This window comes from Hufsiella ginkgonis (genome assembly GCF_009834915.1).
In the GTDB taxonomy this organism is placed as follows: domain Bacteria; phylum Bacteroidota; class Bacteroidia; order Sphingobacteriales; family Sphingobacteriaceae; genus Hufsiella; species Hufsiella ginkgonis.
On the sequence record NZ_WVHS01000003.1, the window covers coordinates 84,639 to 103,737 of the forward strand.

Sequence of the window (19,099 nt, forward strand, 5' to 3'; positions counted from 1 at the left end):
GCCGCGACCATGTCTCAAAAAAACGACAAAAAAACCATCCGGGCATGGGCCATGTTCGATTGGGCTAACTCAGCCTACAACCTGGTGATCACTTCCACGGTGTTTCCCGCTTACTATACCGAGATCACCTCCACGCCCGAACATGGCGACAAGGTATCGTTTTTCGGCTTTACGTTCGTAAATACCGCACTCGCAAATTACTCGCTGGCTTTTGCGTACCTGGTGATGGCTGTTTCGCTCCCGGTGCTGTCGTCGATCGCCGATTTCAGGGGGAATAAGAAGACCTTTATGATGGCGTTCACTTACATCGGGTCGCTTGCATGCTGCGGATTATTCTTTTTTGACCTGGACACGCTCGAACTCGGCATTATCCTTTCGGCGGTTGCGGCCATGGGTTACATCGGCGGCGTGGCTTTTAATAATTCGTACCTCCCGGAGATCGCTACGGTTGATGAACAGGATAAAGCGAGCGCCAGGGGGTTCGCCTATGGGTATATCGGCAGTGTGGTGCTGCAAATCATTTGTTTTGTTTTTATTCAATCGCCGGGAACGTTCGGGCTATCAACGCAAAAGGCGGTTCAGCTTTCGTTCCTGCTGGTGGGATTGTGGTGGATCGGTTTTTCACAGATCCCTTTCAGGAAGCTTCATTCAGGCGGCCAGAACCGCGGCGCCGTTAATCATAAGGTGATCCATAGCGGTTTCCAGGAGCTGGCCAAAGTGTGGAAACAGATCAGCGGGATGGCCGTACTTAAGCGATTCCTGCTTGCGTTTTTCTTTTATGCGATGGGTGTACAGACCATCATGCTCGTGGCCGCCGCGTTTGGGGCTAAGGTGCTGCATCTGCCGCAGGATAGTTTAATCAAAACGGTGCTCGTTATACAGCTGGTTGCAATTTTAGGAGCTTATTTCATGTCGCGCTTTGCGCTAAAGTATGGCAATATCCGGGTGCTTATCTGCGTAGTAGTGGTTTGGATGGGGGCTTGTGTGGGCGCTTATTATACGACCACTGCCAACCAGTTTTATGCATTAGCCGTGGTGGTTGGCCTGATAATGGGCGGCATCCAATCATTATCACGATCCACTTACTCGAAATTTCTGCCGGAAAACACGCCAGACACCACCTCTTTTTTCAGTTTTTATGACGTAACCGAAAAGATCGCCATCGTAATAGGCCTCTTTACCTTTGGTTATATGGAGTCGGTAACGGATAATATGCGGAATTCGGCGCTGGCGCTCGTGATCTTCTTTTTGATAGGGCTGGTTATCCTCGTCTCCATGTTAAAGATGAAGGAAAGAAAAGATTACTGATATTTTTTCCGAATTTAGCACCGGCTTTACACGCACTACCGGCCTGCCCTGCTATGACTATCGAGCTTTTCATCCCATGTTTTATTGATCAATTATATCCCGAAACGGCTTTTAATACCATTCGCGTATTGGAAAAAGCGGGCTGTAAAGTGATTTATAACGGGAAACAAACCTGCTGCGGGCAACCAGCCTTTAATGCCGGATTTTGGGATGAAGCCAAGAAGGTGGGAGCCAAATTTATCAGCGATTTCTCCGAAAGCAACTATATCGTGTCGCCTTCGGCTTCGTGTACCGGGATGGTTAAAAATTATTATAACGACCTGTTTACCAACACCACGGTACACAATACCTGCCGCTCTATCCAGGCCAATATTCACGAACTTTCTGATTTCCTCGTAAATGTGCTGCAAAAGGACTATTTCGGCGCCGAGCTGGAAGGAAGAGCCGTTTACCATGATTCCTGTTCGGCGTTGCGCGAGTGTAAAATAAAAGATGAACCCCGCCAGCTCTTGTCAAAAGTGCATGGGCTCGACCTTGTGGAAATGAACGACAATACTACCTGCTGCGGTTTCGGCGGCACGTTCGCGGTAAAGTTCGAAGGTATTTCGAGCGCTATGGCGCAGCAAAAAGTGGAAAACGCGCTGGCGGCGGAAGCCGAATATATCATTTCTACAGATGCGTCCTGCCTCTTGCACCTCCAGGCTTATATCGATAAGCATGAGCTCCCGTTAAAGACCATGCACCTGGCGGATGTGCTGGCGCATGGATGGGGAAATGTATAAAGTAACGCCCGCTAAAGTATGCCCGTCCGAACAAATTAATCCAGCCTGGTCCCCCTTAAGAATTCATCGATCTTCAGCCGTTTCTTTCCTTCCATCTGTACTTCGAGTAAGCTGATAAATCCGTCGGTGCAAGCAAATTTCAGGAACGTCTTGCCATCTGTTAAGAAACCGCCCGCCTGGATCCCGGGATCTGTAAGCGTATAGGAGCTGTTAAAGATCTTGAGTGTTTTACCACGAAACTCGATATAGGCGGTGGGGAAAGGACTTAATCCACGGATCTTATCAAAGGTCGCTTTCGCCGGGCTGCGCCAATCGATGAGGCAATCTTCTTTGAATAATTTAGGGGCGTGATTGAGTTCCATCCCGCTATTTTCACTGATCAGCACATCCTGCGATAATTGGGTGATCTTGCCCCCGGCGATGTCGTTTACGGACGATACCAGTAATTTTGCCCCGATCACCATCATGCGGTCGTGCAGTTCCCCGGCAGTTTCTGTATCCCCGATGGGAATCCGTTCTGCAGCCAGTATATCACCGGTATCGATCTCGTGGCTGAGCATAAAAGTAGTAACTCCCGTTTCGCGCTCGCCGTTAATGATCGCCCAATTAATCGGCGCAGCACCGCGATATTGAGGGAGTAATGAACCGTGCAGGTTGATGGTTCCCATCGGCGGCATCTTCCATACCACTTCTGGCAGCATCCGGAAAGCCACCACTACCTGCAGGTCTGCCCGGTAGCCCGCGAGCGCTTCCAGGAAACCGGGATCTTTCAACCTGGCCGGCTGCAATACCGGCAGGCCCCGTTGTATCGCAAATTGTTTTACCGCAGATTCGTTAAGCTTTTGGCCCCTGCCGGATGGCTTATCCGGCGCGGTAACCACCGCAACTATCGTTTTTCCCGCATTCAGCAACGCCTCCAGCGACGCTACCGCGAAATCGGGGGTGCCCATGAAAATTATCCGCATCTGTCTCTCCAATAAATGAGGAACAAAATTAACATTAATGGCGGTACGGGCACCCATAATGTTTGCCGCTGCCGGCTCATCATCGCTTACTCTTTATAGAAGAACCATTTAACCAGCTCTTTATACGTCGCCTTTTTGCCATACATCAGGATACCGACACGGTAGATCCTTGCGGCGATCCAGGTAATGACCAGGAACCCGCCGATCATCAGGCTCATGGATAAAGCCAGCTGCCATGCAGGAACGTCAAATGGAATACGGACCATCATCGCGATAGGCGAGGTGAACGGGATAATCGACAACCAGAACGCGAGCGGGCTGCCCGGATTGGAAATGACAACGTTGATGGAAATAATGGAGGTAAATATCAGCGGCATAATGATCGGCAGCATAAATTGCTGCGTGTCTGTTTCGCTGTCGACCGCCGAGCCAACTGCCGCGAAAATGGAACTGTATAATAAGAACCCGAACAGGAAGTAAAAGATAAAAACGGAGATCGTGTAGGTCCACGGAATGGTGTTAAGCGATTCGAGAAAATCGGTGCCTACGGTGGATCCGGCAGCCGGCGCCGCCTGGACGCCGGCGGTATTTTTTATTTGTTCGGTTTTGATCTTGCTTACGTCTGTATCTTTCAGCAGGATAAGCCCGGCAGCGGTTACCGAAATGGCGCTTAAAGCGATCCAAAGCAGGAATTGTGTCAAACCTACCATCCCCACACCGATGATCTTGCCCAGCATCAGCTGAAATGGTTTTACGGACGAGATCACGACTTCGATGATGCGGTTGGTCTTTTCTTCGATCACGCCCCGCATTACCTGTACGCCGTAAATGAGCAGCGACATATAGATCATGATCGAAAACAGCATCGCCACGCCAAATGCCACCCAGGCCCCGGCATCTTTTTCGCCCTCTTCCGTTAACTGGCGCGCGGTGATACTGAGGTCATTGCTTTTTGAATTTACGATGGCCGTATCGATGCCCGCCGCAAGCAATTTCTCGGTGCGGTTAATCCGCGACAGCTGCCTTTCGATGGAAGCCACGGTACTAATGCCAGGCTTTTTCTGGCTCAGCAATAAGATGTTCCTCTTGTCGGAAGGTATAATAAGAAGGTAGTTGTTGTCTGACTTTTTAAAATGTGCGCGTGCTTCTTCAACCGTTCCGGCAGGGTAATTATATTGAATACTGGTGCTGCTTTTCAGGCTCCTGAAGCTTCCGGAGTCGTCTATTACCGCAATTTTTTCCACTTCGGCGAATTCCTCCTTGTTGAGGATCACGTAGAAAATGACGGCATACATGGCCATGAAAAGGAAAGGAACGAGGAACGTCATCACGATAAATGACTTTTTCTTCACCCTCGTCATGTACTCGCGGCGTATAATGAGTAATATTTTATTCATAGGATCAGCTGATTTGGCTCACTTTTTCAATAAATATCTCATGCATGGTAGGGATCACTTCCCGCAGCATGTTCACCCGTACTTTTGGCACAAGGTAGGAAAGCACCTCGTTGGCGCTTTTGCCTTCGGTGAGCTTCAGGGTAATCATATAGCCCTCGTTGGTGGCGGTTTCGTTCGTCGTTACGAAAGGAGCGGAGTCGTCAAATCCGCACTTTTCGCCCAGGTATTCGATTTCATAAGTGTTATTGCGGTACGAATTCCGGATCGCGTCTACTTTTCCGTCCAGTATCTTATGCGATTTATGGATGAGCGCGATCGAGTCGCATAATTCTTCTACCGTTTCCATCCGGTGAGTGGAAAAAATGATCGTAGCGCCTTTCCTGTTAAGTTCCAGGATCTCGTCGCGGATCAGGTCTGCGTTCACCGGGTCGAAACCTGTAAAAGGCTCATCCAGGATGATCAGCTCCGGTTCATGCACCACCGTGGCGATAAACTGGATCTTTTGCTGCATCCCTTTACTCAGGTCTTCTACTTTTTTCTTCCACCATGATTCAATTTCCATTTTCTGGAACCAATATTTGATCCGTGTTGCCGCATCTGCGCGGGAAAGGCCTTTTAGTTGCGCGAGGTACAACATCTGTTCGCCGATCTCCATTTTTTTGTATAGTCCCCTTTCCTCCGGGAGATAGCCAATTTTACTGATATGTGATGGACCCAGTTTCTCGCCTTTGAGTATTATTTCCCCTTTATCGGGCGCGGTGATCTGGTTGATGATCCGGATCAGCGAGGTTTTGCCTGCCCCGTTCGGGCCAAGCAGGCCGAAAATGCTGCCCTGGCTTATTTCAATGCTCACGTCATCGAGCGCACGATGCTGGGCGTATTGTTTAACGATATGTCGGATACTAAGCATGTTGATGGTTTCTGTCATGTAAGATCGGGTTTGCGGGGAAATGTTACGGGTTTGGACACCGTTGTCGTTTTACGTTTTCCATCCTTTGCTTTAGGCGGCGTAATAGGCTATTGGGCTACGTCGGACGTTAAACGTCAACCGTTTAACGCTTAAACTTCTTCCCCGAACTGCAGCAGGTACCCGTTATTGTCGTAGATAGCAAATTCGCGCATGCCGTAGAAAAACGTTTCGATCGGGTAGCATATCCTGGCCTGGTCCTTAACTGCTTCCCAATAGGCATCCACTTCTTCCGTGATGAAGTAAATTGAACCCGTAAACCTGGGACCGGTAAACGGGACGTGATCATTAGGCAGGGTTACCATCACCTCCGTATCATCTTTGGTAAGAGCGGCCCAACTGCCATCATCACCGGCCGCCCCGCAGGTAAATCCCAGTATATTAGTGTAAAAGTCTACGGTCTCTTTCACCTGCCGGGTGTATAACGCCGGGCGAATTTCCTTGAGTTTCATACGCTTTATTAAGATTCATTTATTGCTAATTTAGCCATATAAACAAGATAATGGCTGAGGACCTATCATTTCTTTCTCTCGAACATATCACAGCGCGCGCTCCCGGGAAGGTACTCTTTTCAGATCTTAGTTTTGAACTTAAAAAAGGTGAACAGTGGGCATTGGTCGGCCCCTCAGGTTCGGGAAAAAGTGCCTTGCTGAACGCGATATCGGGTCGTTTGGCCATGACAGGCGGCAAAGTCAGCTTTCATTTTTACGACCGTTTTCGCCGCAGTAACGGGATTACCGACCCGCTGTTTAACGCGGCAAAGCTGATCGCGATGGTGCCCCAAAAGCATCATTTCAGGAACCTGTCGCATACTACCGAATTTTACTACCAGCAGCGTTACAACGCCACGGATTCGGAAAATGCCGCTACCGTTGCGGAACACCTCGCAGCTGTTCATGCGATTAGTCCGGCAGAAGAGCCGGTATGGACGGCCGATAAGGTGACCGGACTTTTTAAACTCGGTCAGCTGCTCGGTAAGCAAGTGATCAAGCTGTCGAACGGTGAAACACGGAGGCTGCTGTTCGCTTCCGCATTGTTAAGAAATCCGCAGCTACTTTTGTTGGATAGCCCTTTTACCGGGCTCGATTCGGCATCCCGCCCGGCGATGGACAAAATTATCACTGAGATCACCCGGTCGGGGATCACGGTGATGGTTGCGACGTCGCCGGCGGAGCTGCCCGAAGCCGTCACACACGTAGCCGTGATGGATGCGGGCGATATCGTTTCACGGGGGCCTAAAGCGGTGTTCGATCCGGCGTCCATGTCAACGGCAGCAGGGGTGATGGCTGATATAGGGGAATTAACGGCATTGCTGGCATTGAACCCCATCCCGGTTTTTGCCGATATCATAGCGATGAACGCAATCTCGCTCCGCTACGATAATGTAACGGTGCTCGATAACATCAGCTGGCATGTACGGCAGGGCGATGCCTGGGCGCTTCTGGGGCCTAACGGCGCCGGCAAATCTTCGCTGCTCAGCCTAATTACCGGCGACAACCCGCAGGCGTATGCCAATGATATCATCTTGTTCGACCGCAAACGCGGAACAGGGGAAAGTATCTGGGACATCAAGAAGCGTATCGGGTATGTTTCCCCGGAGATGCTACAGTATTTTCCTTCGGGCTCTACCTGCGTACAGGTTACCGAATCAGGTTTTTATGATACGCAGGGCCTTTTCAGGCCAAGTAACGCCGCGTACCGGGCGCTGTGCGTCAGGTGGATGAAGATCCTGGAAATAGAAGAGGCCGCCAATCAGCCGTTCAATAAAGTTTCGGCCAGTGTGCAGCGTCTTTGCCTGCTGGCACGCGCGCTGGTAAAAACCCCGGTACTCCTTGTTCTCGATGAGCCGTGCCAGGGCCTCGACGAACACCAGCAACTCCACTTTAAAAACCTCGTAGATGTCATTTGCCGCTTAAGCAATATCACGCTGATCTATGTAACACATTACCCCGGAGAGTTGCCCAATGCCGTTACAAAGTATCTCAAACTTGAAAAAGGAAAGGTTATCGACTCGTAAGAATCGAAGCGCGCACATGGTTGCGGGTATTTCTTGTAAATTACTTCCTGAATAAGTTTGAAGTAATATCCTTTAAGATCTTCCCTGCATGTTCCCGCGAATTTTCGATAAACCAGCTATGCGTGTCCATTCCCCCGCACACAACGCCGGCCAGGTAGATGCCCGGTTCGCTGGTTTCCATGGTGTCGGGATCGTGGAAGGGGCAAAGCTTTTCGTCATCCGATAGGCTGAGGCCGAATTTTCGCAGTAACTTAAAATCCGGCTGGTACCCGGTCATCGCCAGCACGAAATCGTTGGGGATGGTAATGGGGCCGTTAGGGGTCAGGATCTCTGCTTCATGTGGCCCTATCGCGGTAAGCGACGACTGGAAATACGCTTTGATGCTGCCTTCCGCTATGCGGTTAACTATATCAGGGCGTACCCAATATTTTACCCGTTTCCCGATCTCTTCGCCGCGGATCACCATGGTTACCGAGGCGCCTTTCCGGTAAGTTTCGAGCGCGGCGTCTACCGAGGAGTTATTGGCCCCTACCACCAATACCTGCTGCATGGCATAGTAATGGGGATCACGATAATAATGAGTTACCTTGGGAAGATCTTCCCCCGGGATGTTCATCCGGTTCGGGATGTCGTAAAACCCCGTAGCGATGATCACTTTGCCGGCAGTGTAGCTAGTCTTTGACGTTGTTACCGAAAATCCGTCAGCAAGGCGCGAAACTTCCAGTACTTCCTCGAACAGCCGGAGATTGAGCGCGAATTTGACCGTTACACGCCGGTAATATTCCAACGCTTCGGGACGTGTTGGCTTGTTGTTGACCGACATGAACGGCACGCCGCCAATCTCCAGCCTTTCTGAGGTGGAGAAAAAAGTCATGTTCGCCGGGTAATTATAGAGCGAATTTACCAGGCAGCCTTTTTCAATAATCACGTACGACAATCCCGCACGCTGCGCTTCTATTCCGCAGGCAAGCCCGATGGGACCGGAGCCGATGATGAGGATATCGTAATAGTTCATAGCGCTTGAAAGTTTGACGTGTAACGCTGGACGTATACGTAAACTGATCATAGCCGCACTTATTAAGTCCGGGACAGCACGTGTTACTTATACGTCCGGCGTAAAACGTTATACTCCCGCCGCTTTCGCGTGATCGGCGAGGAACTGGGCCAGGCCGTTATCTGTTAACGGGTGTTTCAGCAGGGCGGTGATGGCAGACAACGGACCGGTGATCACATCGGAGCCTAATTTCGCACAGCTGATGATGTGCATCGGGTGACGAACAGAGGCAGCCAGGATCTGGGTCTCGTAGCCGTAGTTGTCGTAAATTAAGCGGATGTCCTCGATCAGCTGAAGGCCGTCGGTCGATACGTCGTCGAGGCGCCCGATGAACGGCGAAACATATGTAGCTCCCGCTTTAGCGGCTAATAATGCCTGGCCGGCCGAAAATACGAGGGTACAATTCGTTTTAATGCCTTTAGAGGAGAAGTACTTGATGGCTTTGACGCCGTCCTTTATCATCGGCACTTTTACAACAATTCTTTCGTGAAGTTTGGCAAGAACCTCGCCTTCGGCGATGATCTCGTCGTAAGTGGTGGCAATTACTTCAGCGCTTACATCGCCATCGGTGATCTCGCAGATAGCCTTATAATGGTTGATAATGTTTTCTTTTCCGGCGATGCCCTCTTTTGCCATGAGGCTGGGATTGGTAGTTACGCCATCTAAAACGCCAAGGTCGTGTGCTTCCTTAATTTGCTGAAGGTTGGCAGTGTCAATAAAAAATTTCATTTGCTAAGATTATTGATATTCAGGTAATCGAGAAGATCGTTGAACAACACTTTGGTCTTCGTGGCATAAAAACCAAAAAAAATAAAAAATGGGCTAGCCCCTTCTATCGCACCGCTACAACTCTCTACCCTTGCTGCGTTCCCACCCTGGGGGAGTTCAAGAGGAGCTGGTCGTAGAAGACTAACCCGCGACAAAGGTATAAAATTTTATGAGTATGCCAACCCCGCGGTCATTTATATAAATATATCGCTGACCGGGCACCATAACCGGTAAGTCTATCGGATTACCATAGTATGAGGGTTTCCAGGAGAGGTTTTCAACTGTTTTGCTATTAATTTTGGATAATTAATTTAATAAATTGATAATATATCATTAATTAAAATATTAAACTTTCAATGATCTATTGGTTTTTTGGGCTTATTTTACGGAAAGTTCAAAAATACTGTATAATATAGCAATCATTGGCACAAATTCCTATTTTCGTAATCGCCACAAATAATCAATAACCTGATGAACCAAACTGATAGTGACCAGCAGGGCTTATATCGTCCTGAATTCGAACACGACTCCTGCGGAACCGGTTTTATAACCAACATAAACGGTCACCGCTCACACCGGATCATCGCTGATGCACTCACAATTTTAGAGAACATGGAACACCGCGGAGCCTGCGGTTGTGATCCGGAAACAGGCGATGGCGCCGGTTTATTGCTGCAATTACCACACGAGTTTTTTATAGAAGAGTGTATTGCGCTCGAGATCCGCCTGGGCGAGCCGGGCTATTACGGGGTAGGCATGACTTTCTTCCCCAAAGATATTGTTGCTAAAGAAGCGTGCCGGGGGGTAATTAACAGCGCAGCAGATAAGCTGGGGCTGCAGATCACCGGGTACCGTAAAGTGCCTGTAAATGCTTCGGTGGTGGGGCAAACTGCACTCGCTTCGGAACCCGATATCGAGCAGGTTTTCGTTGCCCGGCCGTCTCATATTACCAATGTCGATGATTTCGAGCGTAAATTATACGTGCTTCGCCGTTATATTACCAAAACGGTGCACGATACGGTAAAAGGTTCTGCTGCCGACTTCTATTTTACGTCGTTTTCTGCGAAAGTGATCGTATATAAGGGCCAGCTAACCACGTACCAGGTTCGCCAGTATTACCTGGACCTTTCGGATGACCGGGTGAAATCCGGCTTCGGTATGATCCACTCGCGGTTTTCTACCAATACGTTCCCTTCGTGGCGGCTTGCCCAGCCGTTCCGATTTATGGCGCATAACGGCGAGATCAATACCTTAACCGGGAACCTTAACTGGTTTTATTCCGGGTTGAGATCGTATGCTTCTCCTTTTTTCTCGAAAGATGAAATGGATATGCTGCTGCCCGTTATCGACAATAACCAGTCTGATTCGGCTTGCCTTGATAACATCGTGGAGATCCTGCTGCACTGCGGCCGGTCGCTGCCGCACGTAATGATGATGCTGGTGCCCGAAGCCTGGGACGGCAACGAGCAGATGGACCCGCTGAAAAAGGCGTTTTACGAGTTCCATGCCACGCTGATGGAGCCATGGGATGGCCCCGCGGCTTTAACATTTACCGATGGCAAGATCATTGGCGCCATGCTGGACAGGAACGGCTTACGTCCCCTGAGATACGTGGTTACCAGCGATGGATTGGTGATTGCCGCGTCTGAAGCGGGCGCACTGCCTATTGATGAAAGCACCGTGGTAAGTAAAGGTCGTCTTCAGCCCGGAAAAATGTTCCTGATCGATACCGGCGAAGGCAAGATCATTACCGACGAAGAAATTAAAATGCAGCTCGCTTCGAGGCAACCCTATGGCCAGTGGCTCGAAAATTATAAGATCAGGATCGAGGACCTTCCCGAGCCGCGCCTGGCGTTCACCGACCTGGCGGCCGATTCCGTATTTAAATATCAGCAGGTATTCGGGTATAGCCGCGAAGACATCGAGACCCTCATTAAACCGATGGCGCTCGAAGGAAAAGAAGCCGTTGGCTCGATGGGAACAGACGTTCCGCTTGCCGTGCTTTCTGATCGTCCGCAGCACCTGTCAAGCTACTTTAAACAATTCTTCGCACAGGTGACCAACCCGCCGATCGACCCCATCCGCGAGCGCCTGGTGATGAGCCTCGCTACGTTTATCGGCAACAACGGTAACCTGCTGGACGAAGATAAAATGCATTGCCATTGCGTGGCCCTGCAGCAGCCTATCCTTTCGAACTACGAGCTCGAAAAGCTGAGAAGTATAGACACCGGCCTGTTCCACGCTAAAACGCTTCAAACTTATTTCAAAGCCGACGGGCTGCCGGGTTCGATGGAAAAAAGCCTCAGCCGCCTTTGCCGCTATGCCGAAGATGCCGTTCACGACGGGTTCGAAGTATTGATCCTTTCAGACAGGGCGATCGACTCAGAACACGCACCGGTCCCCTCGCTACTGGCGGTTTCGGCCGTGCATCACCACCTGGTGAAAAAGGGTTTCCGCGGCTCCGTGGGCCTCGTGGTAGAAGCCGGCGATGTATGGGAAGTGCATCATTTTGCGTGTTTGCTGGCATTTGGCGCCACCGCGATCAACCCGTACCTGGCGCTCGCCACTATTCACACCATGAAGCAGGAAGGCAAGCTGGATACTTCACTCGAATGGAAATACTTATCCAAGAACTATATTAAAGCCATAAACGAGGGGCTGCTTAAGATCTTCTCCAAAATGGGGATCTCTACCCTGCAGTCTTACCACGGTTCGCAGGTTTTCGAAATACTTGGCATTAACCAGTCGGTGGTCGATAAATATTTTACGGGCGCTGTTACCCGCATCGGCGGATTGGGTCTCGATGAAATTGCGAAAGAAACGTTATACAAGCACTGGAACGGTTTCGGCAGGTCAAAGCCTGAAGAGCAAATGCTTCCCGAAGGAGGTATTTACCAGTGGAAAAGACGCGGCGAAGCGCATTTATTCAATCCTCAAACCGTCCACCTGCTGCAGCATGCAACCCGTACCAACAATTACGAGGTATACAAGAATTATGCGAAGCTGATCAATGATCAGACACAAAAGATGTTCACCATCAGGGGATTACTTGATTTCGCACATCACCGTGAGCCGGTTGCGCTGGACGAGGTTGAATCGGCAGAAAGCATCATGAAACGTTTTGCCACCGGTGCGATGTCGTTCGGTTCGATTTCCCACGAGGCGCATTCAACGCTTGCCATCGCGATGAACCGCATCGGTGCAAAAAGCAATACCGGCGAAGGCGGGGAGGACGAGATGCGTTATGAACGTTTGCCAAACGGCGACCTGATGCGCTCGGCCATCAAGCAGGTCGCTTCGGCGCGCTTCGGGGTAACCTCGAACTATCTCACCAATGCAGACGAGCTCCAGATCAAAATGGCGCAGGGCGCCAAACCCGGCGAGGGCGGGCAGCTTCCCGGGCACAAGGTCGACGAGTGGATTGCCCGTGTAAGGCATTCAACCCCCGGTGTGGGGCTGATCTCTCCGCCGCCGCACCATGATATTTACTCGATCGAAGACCTTGCCCAGCTGATCTTCGACCTTAAGAACGCAAACCGTGCGGCGAGGATCAATGTAAAGCTGGTTTCTAAAGCAGGCGTAGGTACCATTGCCGCGGGTGTTGCAAAAGCGCATGCCGACGTGATCCTCATTGCAGGTTACGACGGCGGCACGGGCGCTTCCCCGGTAAGCTCGATCAAGCACGCCGGGCTGCCCTGGGAGCTTGGCCTGGCCGAAGCACATCAAACATTGGTTCGTAACCAGCTGCGCAGCCGCGTCGTACTTCAAACGGACGGGCAGCTTAAAACCGGCCGCGACCTGGCTATTGCCGCTTTATTAGGCGCGGAGGAATGGGGCGTGGCAACGGCTGCCTTAGTGGCCGGCGGATGTATCATGATGCGGAAGTGTCACTTAAATACATGCCCGGTAGGAGTAGCCACACAGGATGCCGAGTTAAGAAAATTATTCAGCGGACAGCCCGACCATATTGTAAACCTGTTTAAATTCCTGGCGGAAGAGCTGCGGGAGATCATGGCCGATCTTGGTTTCCGTACCATTAACGATATGGTAGGACGCGCCCAGTTCCTGAAGGTACGCGAAGGTATATCGCATTGGAAAGCGAAAACGCTGGACCTTTCGGATATTATTCACCCGATCACCACCCGCCAGGGCGTAACGATGTACAACAGCGAATCGCAGGATCACGGCATGTCTGATATCCTCGACTGGAAATTACTGGATCATGCGCAGCAGGCACTGGACCAAAAAATGCCGGTATTCGCTTCGTTCATGGTGAAAAATACCGACCGTACTATCGGAACGATGCTTTCAAACGAAGTTTCTAAGCTTTACCACTCGGCTGGCTTGCCGGATAACACCATCAACTTTAAGTTTAGCGGTTCTGCCGGGCAGAGCTTTGGCGCATTCTGCGCGAAAGGCCTGTCTTTCGAACTGGAAGGCGAAGCGAACGACTACGTTGGAAAAGGCCTGTCAGGCGCACAGCTTGCGATCTATCCGCCCTCTGCCAGCACGTTTGTTCCTGAGGAAAATATCATTATCGGGAACGTTGCCCTGTATGGCGCAACTTCTGGAGAGTTATATGTTAGGGGACAGGCAGGCGAGCGTTTCGCAGTGCGTAACTCTGGGGCAACGGCCGTGGTAGAAGGCGTTGGCGACCATGGTTGTGAGTACATGACCGGTGGAAGAGCGCTTATCCTGGGTAAGACCGGCCGGAATTTTGCAGCCGGCATGAGCGGCGGTATCGCTTGGGTTTACGATGCAGAGGGAACTTTCCCGGAGAATTGTAATACCGAAATGGTAGAGCTCGATCCGTTATCCACCGAAGACGAGGACCAGATCCTCGCCCTCCTGCGTAAGCACATGCAGCTCACGCAAAGCCACCTGGCGCTTTACCTCCTAAGCAATTGGGCAGAAGAAGCCAATAAGTTTATTAAAGTATTCCCAACCGAATACAAAAAAGTTTTACAGCGTGCACAATACCAACCAGCAAATTAGTAATGGGCAAAATAACAGGTTTTAAAGAGTTCGACAGGGAGCTTCCTTCAAAAAGGCCCGCCCATGACCGGGTGAACGATTACAAAGAGTTCGTGGAAATGTATTCCGACGATAAGCTGAACAAACAGGCGGCCCGCTGCATGAACTGCGGCATCCCTTTTTGTCATAACGGTTGCCCGCTGGGCAATATCATTCCTGAATTTAACGACGCAGTTTACAAACAGAACTGGGAAGAAGCTTACTATATTCTTGCTTCCACCAATAACTTTCCTGAATTTACCGGCCGGATTTGTCCTGCGCCATGCGAGTCTGCCTGTGTGCTCGGGATTAACCGTCCGCCGGTGGCGATCGAGGAAATTGAGAAACATATCATCGAGATCGCTTTCACAAGAGGATATGTACGCGCGAATGCTCCGCTCATCCGTTCGGGGAAATCCGTTGCCGTGATCGGCTCAGGCCCTGCGGGGTTAGCCGCAGCAGCACAGCTGAATAAGGCTGGGCACTCGGTAACGGTTTTCGAGCGCGACGATCGTCCGGGAGGACTTCTCCGCTATGGCATTCCTGATTTCAAACTCGACAAATGGGTGGTTGAACGTCGCGTAAAATTAATGGAAGAAGACGGCATCCTGTTTAAAACCAATACCGAGGTAGGTAAACATGTTTCCGGTGAAGAGCTGCTGCGCAATTTTGATGCGGTGGTGCTTTCCGGTGGCTCCACCATTCCCAGGAACCTGCCGATACCGGGCCGCGACCTGAAAGGGATCTATTTCGCGATGGATTTCCTGAAGCAGCAAAACAAACGGGTCAGTAACATCAAGTTCACGCAGGAAGAGATCCTGGCAACAGGTAAAGATGTGATCGTGATCGGCGGCGGCGATACCGGCTCCGATTGCGTGGGTACCTCCAACCGGCAGGGCGCCCGATCTATCAAACAATTCGAGGTGATGTTCCAGCCGCCAAAAGACCGTACGGATAACATGCCCTGGCCAACATACCCGATGGTGCTTAAAACCACCAGCTCACACGAAGAAGGTTGTGAACGTTTCTGGGGCATCAATACCAAAGAGTTCATCGGCGACGGGAACGGGAACCTGCAATCGCTGCGTGTTACCGATGTAAGCTGGGAAACCGATTTCATGGGTCGTCCCATCAAGTTCACGGAGGTGGAAGGGTCGGAGCGATTGCTCCCCGCACAGCGGGTATTCCTGGCAATGGGTTTCCTGCATCCGCAAAAAGACGGAGTGCTTGCCCAATTAGGCGTCGAACTTGATGAACGCGGAAACGTAAAAGCAAAAGAAGGCGTTTACCAGACCAACGTGCATAAAGTGTTTGCTGCGGGCGATATGCGACGCGGGCAGTCACTCGTGGTTTGGGCTATTTCCGAAGGACGGGAAGCTGCCCGTAAAGTAGACCAGTTCCTGATGGGCCGCACTGCATTGGCCAGTAAAGATGCAGTAAGTATGTTCGCTTAACCAAACCAAACCCAATACAATTAGGATCCCGTCATAAGTGGCGGGATTTTTTTTTGATTCATTTCCAGCGAGGCTCTTTAAATAAAGGTACTTTCGATAATTTTCGTACTCATTTTGCGTGGGACCGGTGGCCTGCTGTTAACAGGAATCATTTAATCATTCCTGAAATGACATTGATGCTGAACGCCACGATAACGGTGTTGAAAGCAAACGATAACATGCCATGTAGCCATGCAAGGCGACGAAGGTCTTTAGAGGTGATGGTAACGTCAGATACCTGGAACGTCATCCCTAAAACGAAGGAGAAATATACGAAATCCAGGTAGTCCGGGAAATCCTCTTCGGGAAACTGGAGGCCGCCGGTGTGTTGTTTGCCCGGCTGTTTCCCGGCGACGGGGGTGTAGTATAAATGCGCATACCTGAACGTATACAATGTGTGTACCAGCCACCACGAACTGGCCACCGAAAGTACCGAAAGGAGGATGTGCGTGGTGCGTTCCGCGCCGTGCAGCTTCTCGCCCGAACGCATCAGCAGGATCACCGTCAGCAGGCTGATGATCGATGTGGTGAGAATAAAAAGGAAGATCAGTGTGCGGCTGCTGTCCTGGAGGGCGGCAAGTTTGCGGATCTCTGCAGGATGACTGGTAAGAAATGTGATCCACGCCATCAGCAGGTAAACCAGCGTAAATACCAGCCATACAAACAACGCCCGGTCTGGCCAGGAAATACCCGCCGGGTTGAAAATAAGACCGGCAAGCGAGAATATCACGCAGATCAATAACCGGTGATGGCCATCCAGGTGGTTGATAAACGAAAGAAACGCAGGATACCTGGATTTGCGGGTGGTCATATTATTTCTCGGAAGGGTTCTTTTTTCCTGCGAGCAGTTTCTCCGCGCTTTTGGTCACGCGGTCTGCTCTGGTTTTCTCTTGCTTAGCGCTTAGCACCCAGGTCACATATTCTTTTTTATTAGTAAATGACAAGTTTTGGAAGAAAGCCATGGCTGAAGGTTTCCCTTCCAACGCGGCCTTCAAGTCTGCGGGCGGTGTAATTACGCGGTTAGCGAGGTCGATATAGTTGCCGTAATCGTTTTTTGGGATCTCTTCGTTACTTGCGTCCGATTTTTTGACGAGATTTTTGGGCCTGAACCTTAAGGCGGTCCAGTTCTCATTGATGGCCGCCGCTGCTACGCCGTCGTAGCCGTAAACTTTCAGTTCGTCCCAGCTTTGCATCATTTCGAGATCGGAAACAATTCCCGAGCTTTTTTTGGGATAACAGATCCAGAATACGGTTTCCGTTTTCAGGTAGCCCATCAGCCAGGAAAGGCTGTCTTTCAACTGGGCCCGGTCGACCACGAACAGCTGTACCACATCATAGGTGCCTTCTCCGGCTGCAAGCGAAACGTTGGCGCCGGTGGGTAGCGGGTCAAGCTGGTCGGGATATCCCGCCGGTACGTTGGCCAGTAATACGCGGGAACCGGGTTTGATCAATAACTTTTTAGCTAAGGGATTCATGCGATCTGGTTTAAATTGCCCTGGTTATTGCTGTATGAGTTAACCGTTGGCTTGTTGGGTAAGTTTTGTATAAAAATCCCACAACACAATGCCGGCGGAAACCACGATGTTGAAGGAGTGCTTGGTGCCAAACTGCGGGATCTCGATACAGCCGGCAGCCAGCGCCATGGCCTCGTTGGAAACACCATTCACCTCGTTTCCAAAAATGAGCGCATACCTGCCGTTAGCGGCCGGTTGGTATGCATTTAAGGGGATGCTGCTTTCAGCCTGTTCTACGGCTACGACCGTATAGCCATCCGCAATAAGCGAAGCGAGTGCATCTTCTACCTTTTCAAAATAAGCCCACGCGATGGATTGAGTGGCTCCCAGCGCTGTTTTTTCTATCTCGCGGTGCGGCGGCTGCCCGGTAATACCACAAAGCAGGATCTTTTCTACCGCGAACCCATCCGCCGTGCGGAAAACAGAGCCGACGTTATGCATGCTCCGCACACTGTCGAGCACAAGCACCAGCGGCAGCTTATCCTGGTTGCGAAACGCTTCTACCGAAGTACGGCCGAGCTCTGAAGTGGTTAATTTGCGCACGTTTAAACTGGGGTGATTGTGATTGATTTTCGGTGATCACACGATCAGGCGACCACGAGGTTTTTATCGGTGGAGGCAGCATCATTCGTTTCCCGGTTATTCGTTGAACGCACGCCATCGCCGATCAGCGAGCTGTATACGGAAGGTGCGTAACCAATCTTTTCGGTATACCAGGCGGACACGGCCTGGCTGAAATCTTCGAATGAGGCAGCTTTAACGAGTGCGATTGCGCAACCACCGAAACCTGCACCGGTCATGCGCGCACCGGTAACATCGGCGCGTGTGAGGCAAAACTCCACAATGGTATCGAGCTCTTTACCCGAAACCTCGTAGAGGTCTTTTAACGAAGCATGTGAAGCATACATTAACCTGCCGAATTCTTCCAGCCGGTTTTCTGATAAGGCTTTGGCAGCGAGCTTCACGCGGTCGTTTTCTTCGACTACGTGGCGGGCTCGGTGGCGTACCAGGCTGTCTTCAATAAGATGCGCATGGAGGTTGAACGTTGCGGTGCCGATGTCGCACAGGTTTTCGATGGGCAGCGCCGTTTGCAGTGATTTTAACGCGCGCCGGCACTCGCTTACCCGTTCGTTGTATTTTGACTCCGCCAGTTTTCGGGGCTTATTGGTGTTGATAATGGCCAGCACGTGGTCGCCGAGGTTGCAGTCGACCGCCTCATAATCGAGGTTTTCGCAATTGAGCTTCAGGGCTTTGCCGGCTTCGCCGAAGGCAACGGAAAACTGGTCCATGATGCCGCTGTTAAGCCCGATGAACTCGTTTTCGACCCGCTTGGCCATTTTTACCAGGTCCAGTTTCGTAAAGCCGGCTTTAAAAAGCTCGTTCAGCGCATAGGCGGTTACCACTTCGATAGACGCCGAAGAAGATAACCCCGAAGCGATAGGTACGTTGCCGTAAAACAGCATATCCAGTCCCTGCGGTGATTTGCCGTATTCGGTAAAATAGTTGATCACGCCGATCGGGTAATTGAACCATAACGTACCTTCTTTCCGGTAAGACGGCTGCAGGCCGATTTCCGCCGTTTCGGCGAAATTGATGCTTCTGAAGCGCAATTTACCTGCTGCATTTGGCGCGACGAGCAGGTGTGTACCAAACGTAACTGCACAGGGCATTACCAGCCCGCCGTTATAATCGATATGCTCGCCGATGAGGTTAACGCGTCCGGGCGCGAAAAAGCTGTATTGACTTTCCTGTCCGAAAAAATTCCTGAAGTCTTGTTTTAATTGGTCGATCATTTGAGAAGGATATAGTGCGAAGATAGGA

Annotated in this window: 15 protein-coding genes and 1 other RNA gene; 5 read left to right on the forward strand and 11 right to left on the reverse strand. The window is 50.8% G+C overall.

Going from position 1 to position 19,099, the window contains the following annotated elements:
• Positions 1 to 9 precede the first annotated feature (9 nt).
• Together GS398_RS12790 and GS398_RS12795 are read left to right on the forward strand one after the other, a co-directional pair.
• The gene (locus GS398_RS12790) at positions 10 to 1,308 is read left to right on the forward strand and encodes an MFS transporter (RefSeq protein WP_160907204.1); all 1,299 of its coding nucleotides are present in this window, start codon (positions 10 to 12) and stop codon (positions 1,306 to 1,308) included.
• A gap of 53 nt (positions 1,309 to 1,361) precedes the next feature.
• Entirely contained in the window at positions 1,362 to 2,090 is a 729-nt protein-coding gene (locus tag GS398_RS12795) for a (Fe-S)-binding protein (RefSeq protein ID WP_160907205.1), read from the forward strand.
• 35 nt (positions 2,091 to 2,125) lie between these two features.
• Here GS398_RS12795 and fmt read toward each other — a convergent pair whose 3' ends face one another.
• The 4 genes from fmt to GS398_RS12815 all read right to left on the reverse strand — a co-directional run bounded on the left by fmt (position 2,126) and on the right by GS398_RS12815 (position 5,871).
• A complete protein-coding gene (gene fmt, locus GS398_RS12800; protein WP_160907206.1) occupies positions 2,126 to 3,055 on the reverse strand; it encodes a methionyl-tRNA formyltransferase in 930 nt (309 codons plus the stop codon).
• A gap of 86 nt (positions 3,056 to 3,141) precedes the next feature.
• Positions 3,142 to 4,452: an ABC transporter permease gene (locus tag GS398_RS12805; protein ID WP_160907207.1), complete on the reverse strand. Its 1,311-nt coding sequence runs from the start codon at positions 4,450 to 4,452 to the stop codon at positions 3,142 to 3,144.
• Between the two features lie 4 nt (positions 4,453 to 4,456).
• Positions 4,457 to 5,380 (reverse strand): ABC transporter ATP-binding protein, encoded by a 924-nt coding sequence (locus GS398_RS12810; RefSeq protein WP_237488183.1) that lies wholly within the window; start codon positions 5,378 to 5,380, stop codon positions 4,457 to 4,459.
• A gap of 131 nt (positions 5,381 to 5,511) precedes the next feature.
• Complete coding sequence (locus GS398_RS12815; RefSeq protein WP_160907208.1) at positions 5,512 to 5,871, reverse strand: VOC family protein; 360 nt, start codon at positions 5,869 to 5,871, stop codon at positions 5,512 to 5,514.
• A gap of 50 nt (positions 5,872 to 5,921) precedes the next feature.
• On the opposite strand from GS398_RS12815, the gene GS398_RS12820 reads away from it, so the two are divergent.
• On the forward strand, positions 5,922 to 7,436 hold the full coding sequence (locus tag GS398_RS12820; protein WP_160907209.1) for an ATP-binding cassette domain-containing protein: 1,515 nt from the start codon (positions 5,922 to 5,924) through the stop codon (positions 7,434 to 7,436).
• Positions 7,437 to 7,476: 40 nt separating this feature from the next.
• Here GS398_RS12820 and GS398_RS12825 read toward each other — a convergent pair whose 3' ends face one another.
• The 3 genes from GS398_RS12825 to ffs all read right to left on the reverse strand — a co-directional run bounded on the left by GS398_RS12825 (position 7,477) and on the right by ffs (position 9,405).
• Positions 7,477 to 8,451 (reverse strand): YpdA family putative bacillithiol disulfide reductase, encoded by a 975-nt coding sequence (locus GS398_RS12825; protein ID WP_160907210.1) that lies wholly within the window; start codon positions 8,449 to 8,451, stop codon positions 7,477 to 7,479.
• 108 nt (positions 8,452 to 8,559) lie between these two features.
• The gene (fsa, locus tag GS398_RS12830) at positions 8,560 to 9,219 is read right to left on the reverse strand and encodes a fructose-6-phosphate aldolase (RefSeq protein WP_160907211.1); all 660 of its coding nucleotides are present in this window, start codon (positions 9,217 to 9,219) and stop codon (positions 8,560 to 8,562) included.
• An 88-nt stretch (positions 9,220 to 9,307) separates the two neighbouring features.
• Positions 9,308 to 9,405: signal recognition particle sRNA small type (gene ffs, locus GS398_RS12835), an RNA gene on the reverse strand.
• A gap of 324 nt (positions 9,406 to 9,729) precedes the next feature.
• On the opposite strand from ffs, the gene gltB reads away from it, so the two are divergent.
• Both gltB and GS398_RS12845 read left to right on the forward strand, forming a co-directional pair.
• Positions 9,730 to 14,253 (forward strand): glutamate synthase large subunit, encoded by a 4,524-nt coding sequence (gene gltB / locus GS398_RS12840; protein ID WP_160907212.1) that lies wholly within the window; start codon positions 9,730 to 9,732, stop codon positions 14,251 to 14,253.
• Between the two features lie 2 nt (positions 14,254 to 14,255).
• Complete coding sequence (locus GS398_RS12845; RefSeq protein WP_160907213.1) at positions 14,256 to 15,725, forward strand: glutamate synthase subunit beta; 1,470 nt, start codon at positions 14,256 to 14,258, stop codon at positions 15,723 to 15,725.
• Positions 15,726 to 15,873: 148 nt separating this feature from the next.
• On the opposite strand, the gene GS398_RS12850 is transcribed toward GS398_RS12845, so the two are convergent.
• From GS398_RS12850 to GS398_RS12865, 4 genes are read right to left on the reverse strand one after another with little or no spacing between them, the layout of a single operon-like run.
• Positions 15,874 to 16,575, reverse strand: coding sequence for a DUF1345 domain-containing protein (locus tag GS398_RS12850; protein ID WP_202406058.1), 702 nt, complete (start codon positions 16,573 to 16,575; stop codon positions 15,874 to 15,876).
• A gap of 1 nt (position 16,576) precedes the next feature.
• On the reverse strand, positions 16,577 to 17,239 hold the full coding sequence (locus GS398_RS12855; RefSeq protein WP_160907214.1) for a YdeI/OmpD-associated family protein: 663 nt from the start codon (positions 17,237 to 17,239) through the stop codon (positions 16,577 to 16,579).
• Positions 17,240 to 17,278: 39 nt separating this feature from the next.
• The gene (locus tag GS398_RS12860) at positions 17,279 to 17,821 is read right to left on the reverse strand and encodes an RNA methyltransferase (protein WP_160907215.1); all 543 of its coding nucleotides are present in this window, start codon (positions 17,819 to 17,821) and stop codon (positions 17,279 to 17,281) included.
• A gap of 44 nt (positions 17,822 to 17,865) precedes the next feature.
• The gene (locus tag GS398_RS12865) at positions 17,866 to 19,071 is read right to left on the reverse strand and encodes a galactokinase (protein WP_160907216.1); all 1,206 of its coding nucleotides are present in this window, start codon (positions 19,069 to 19,071) and stop codon (positions 17,866 to 17,868) included.
• Positions 19,072 to 19,099: the final 28 nt, after the last annotated feature.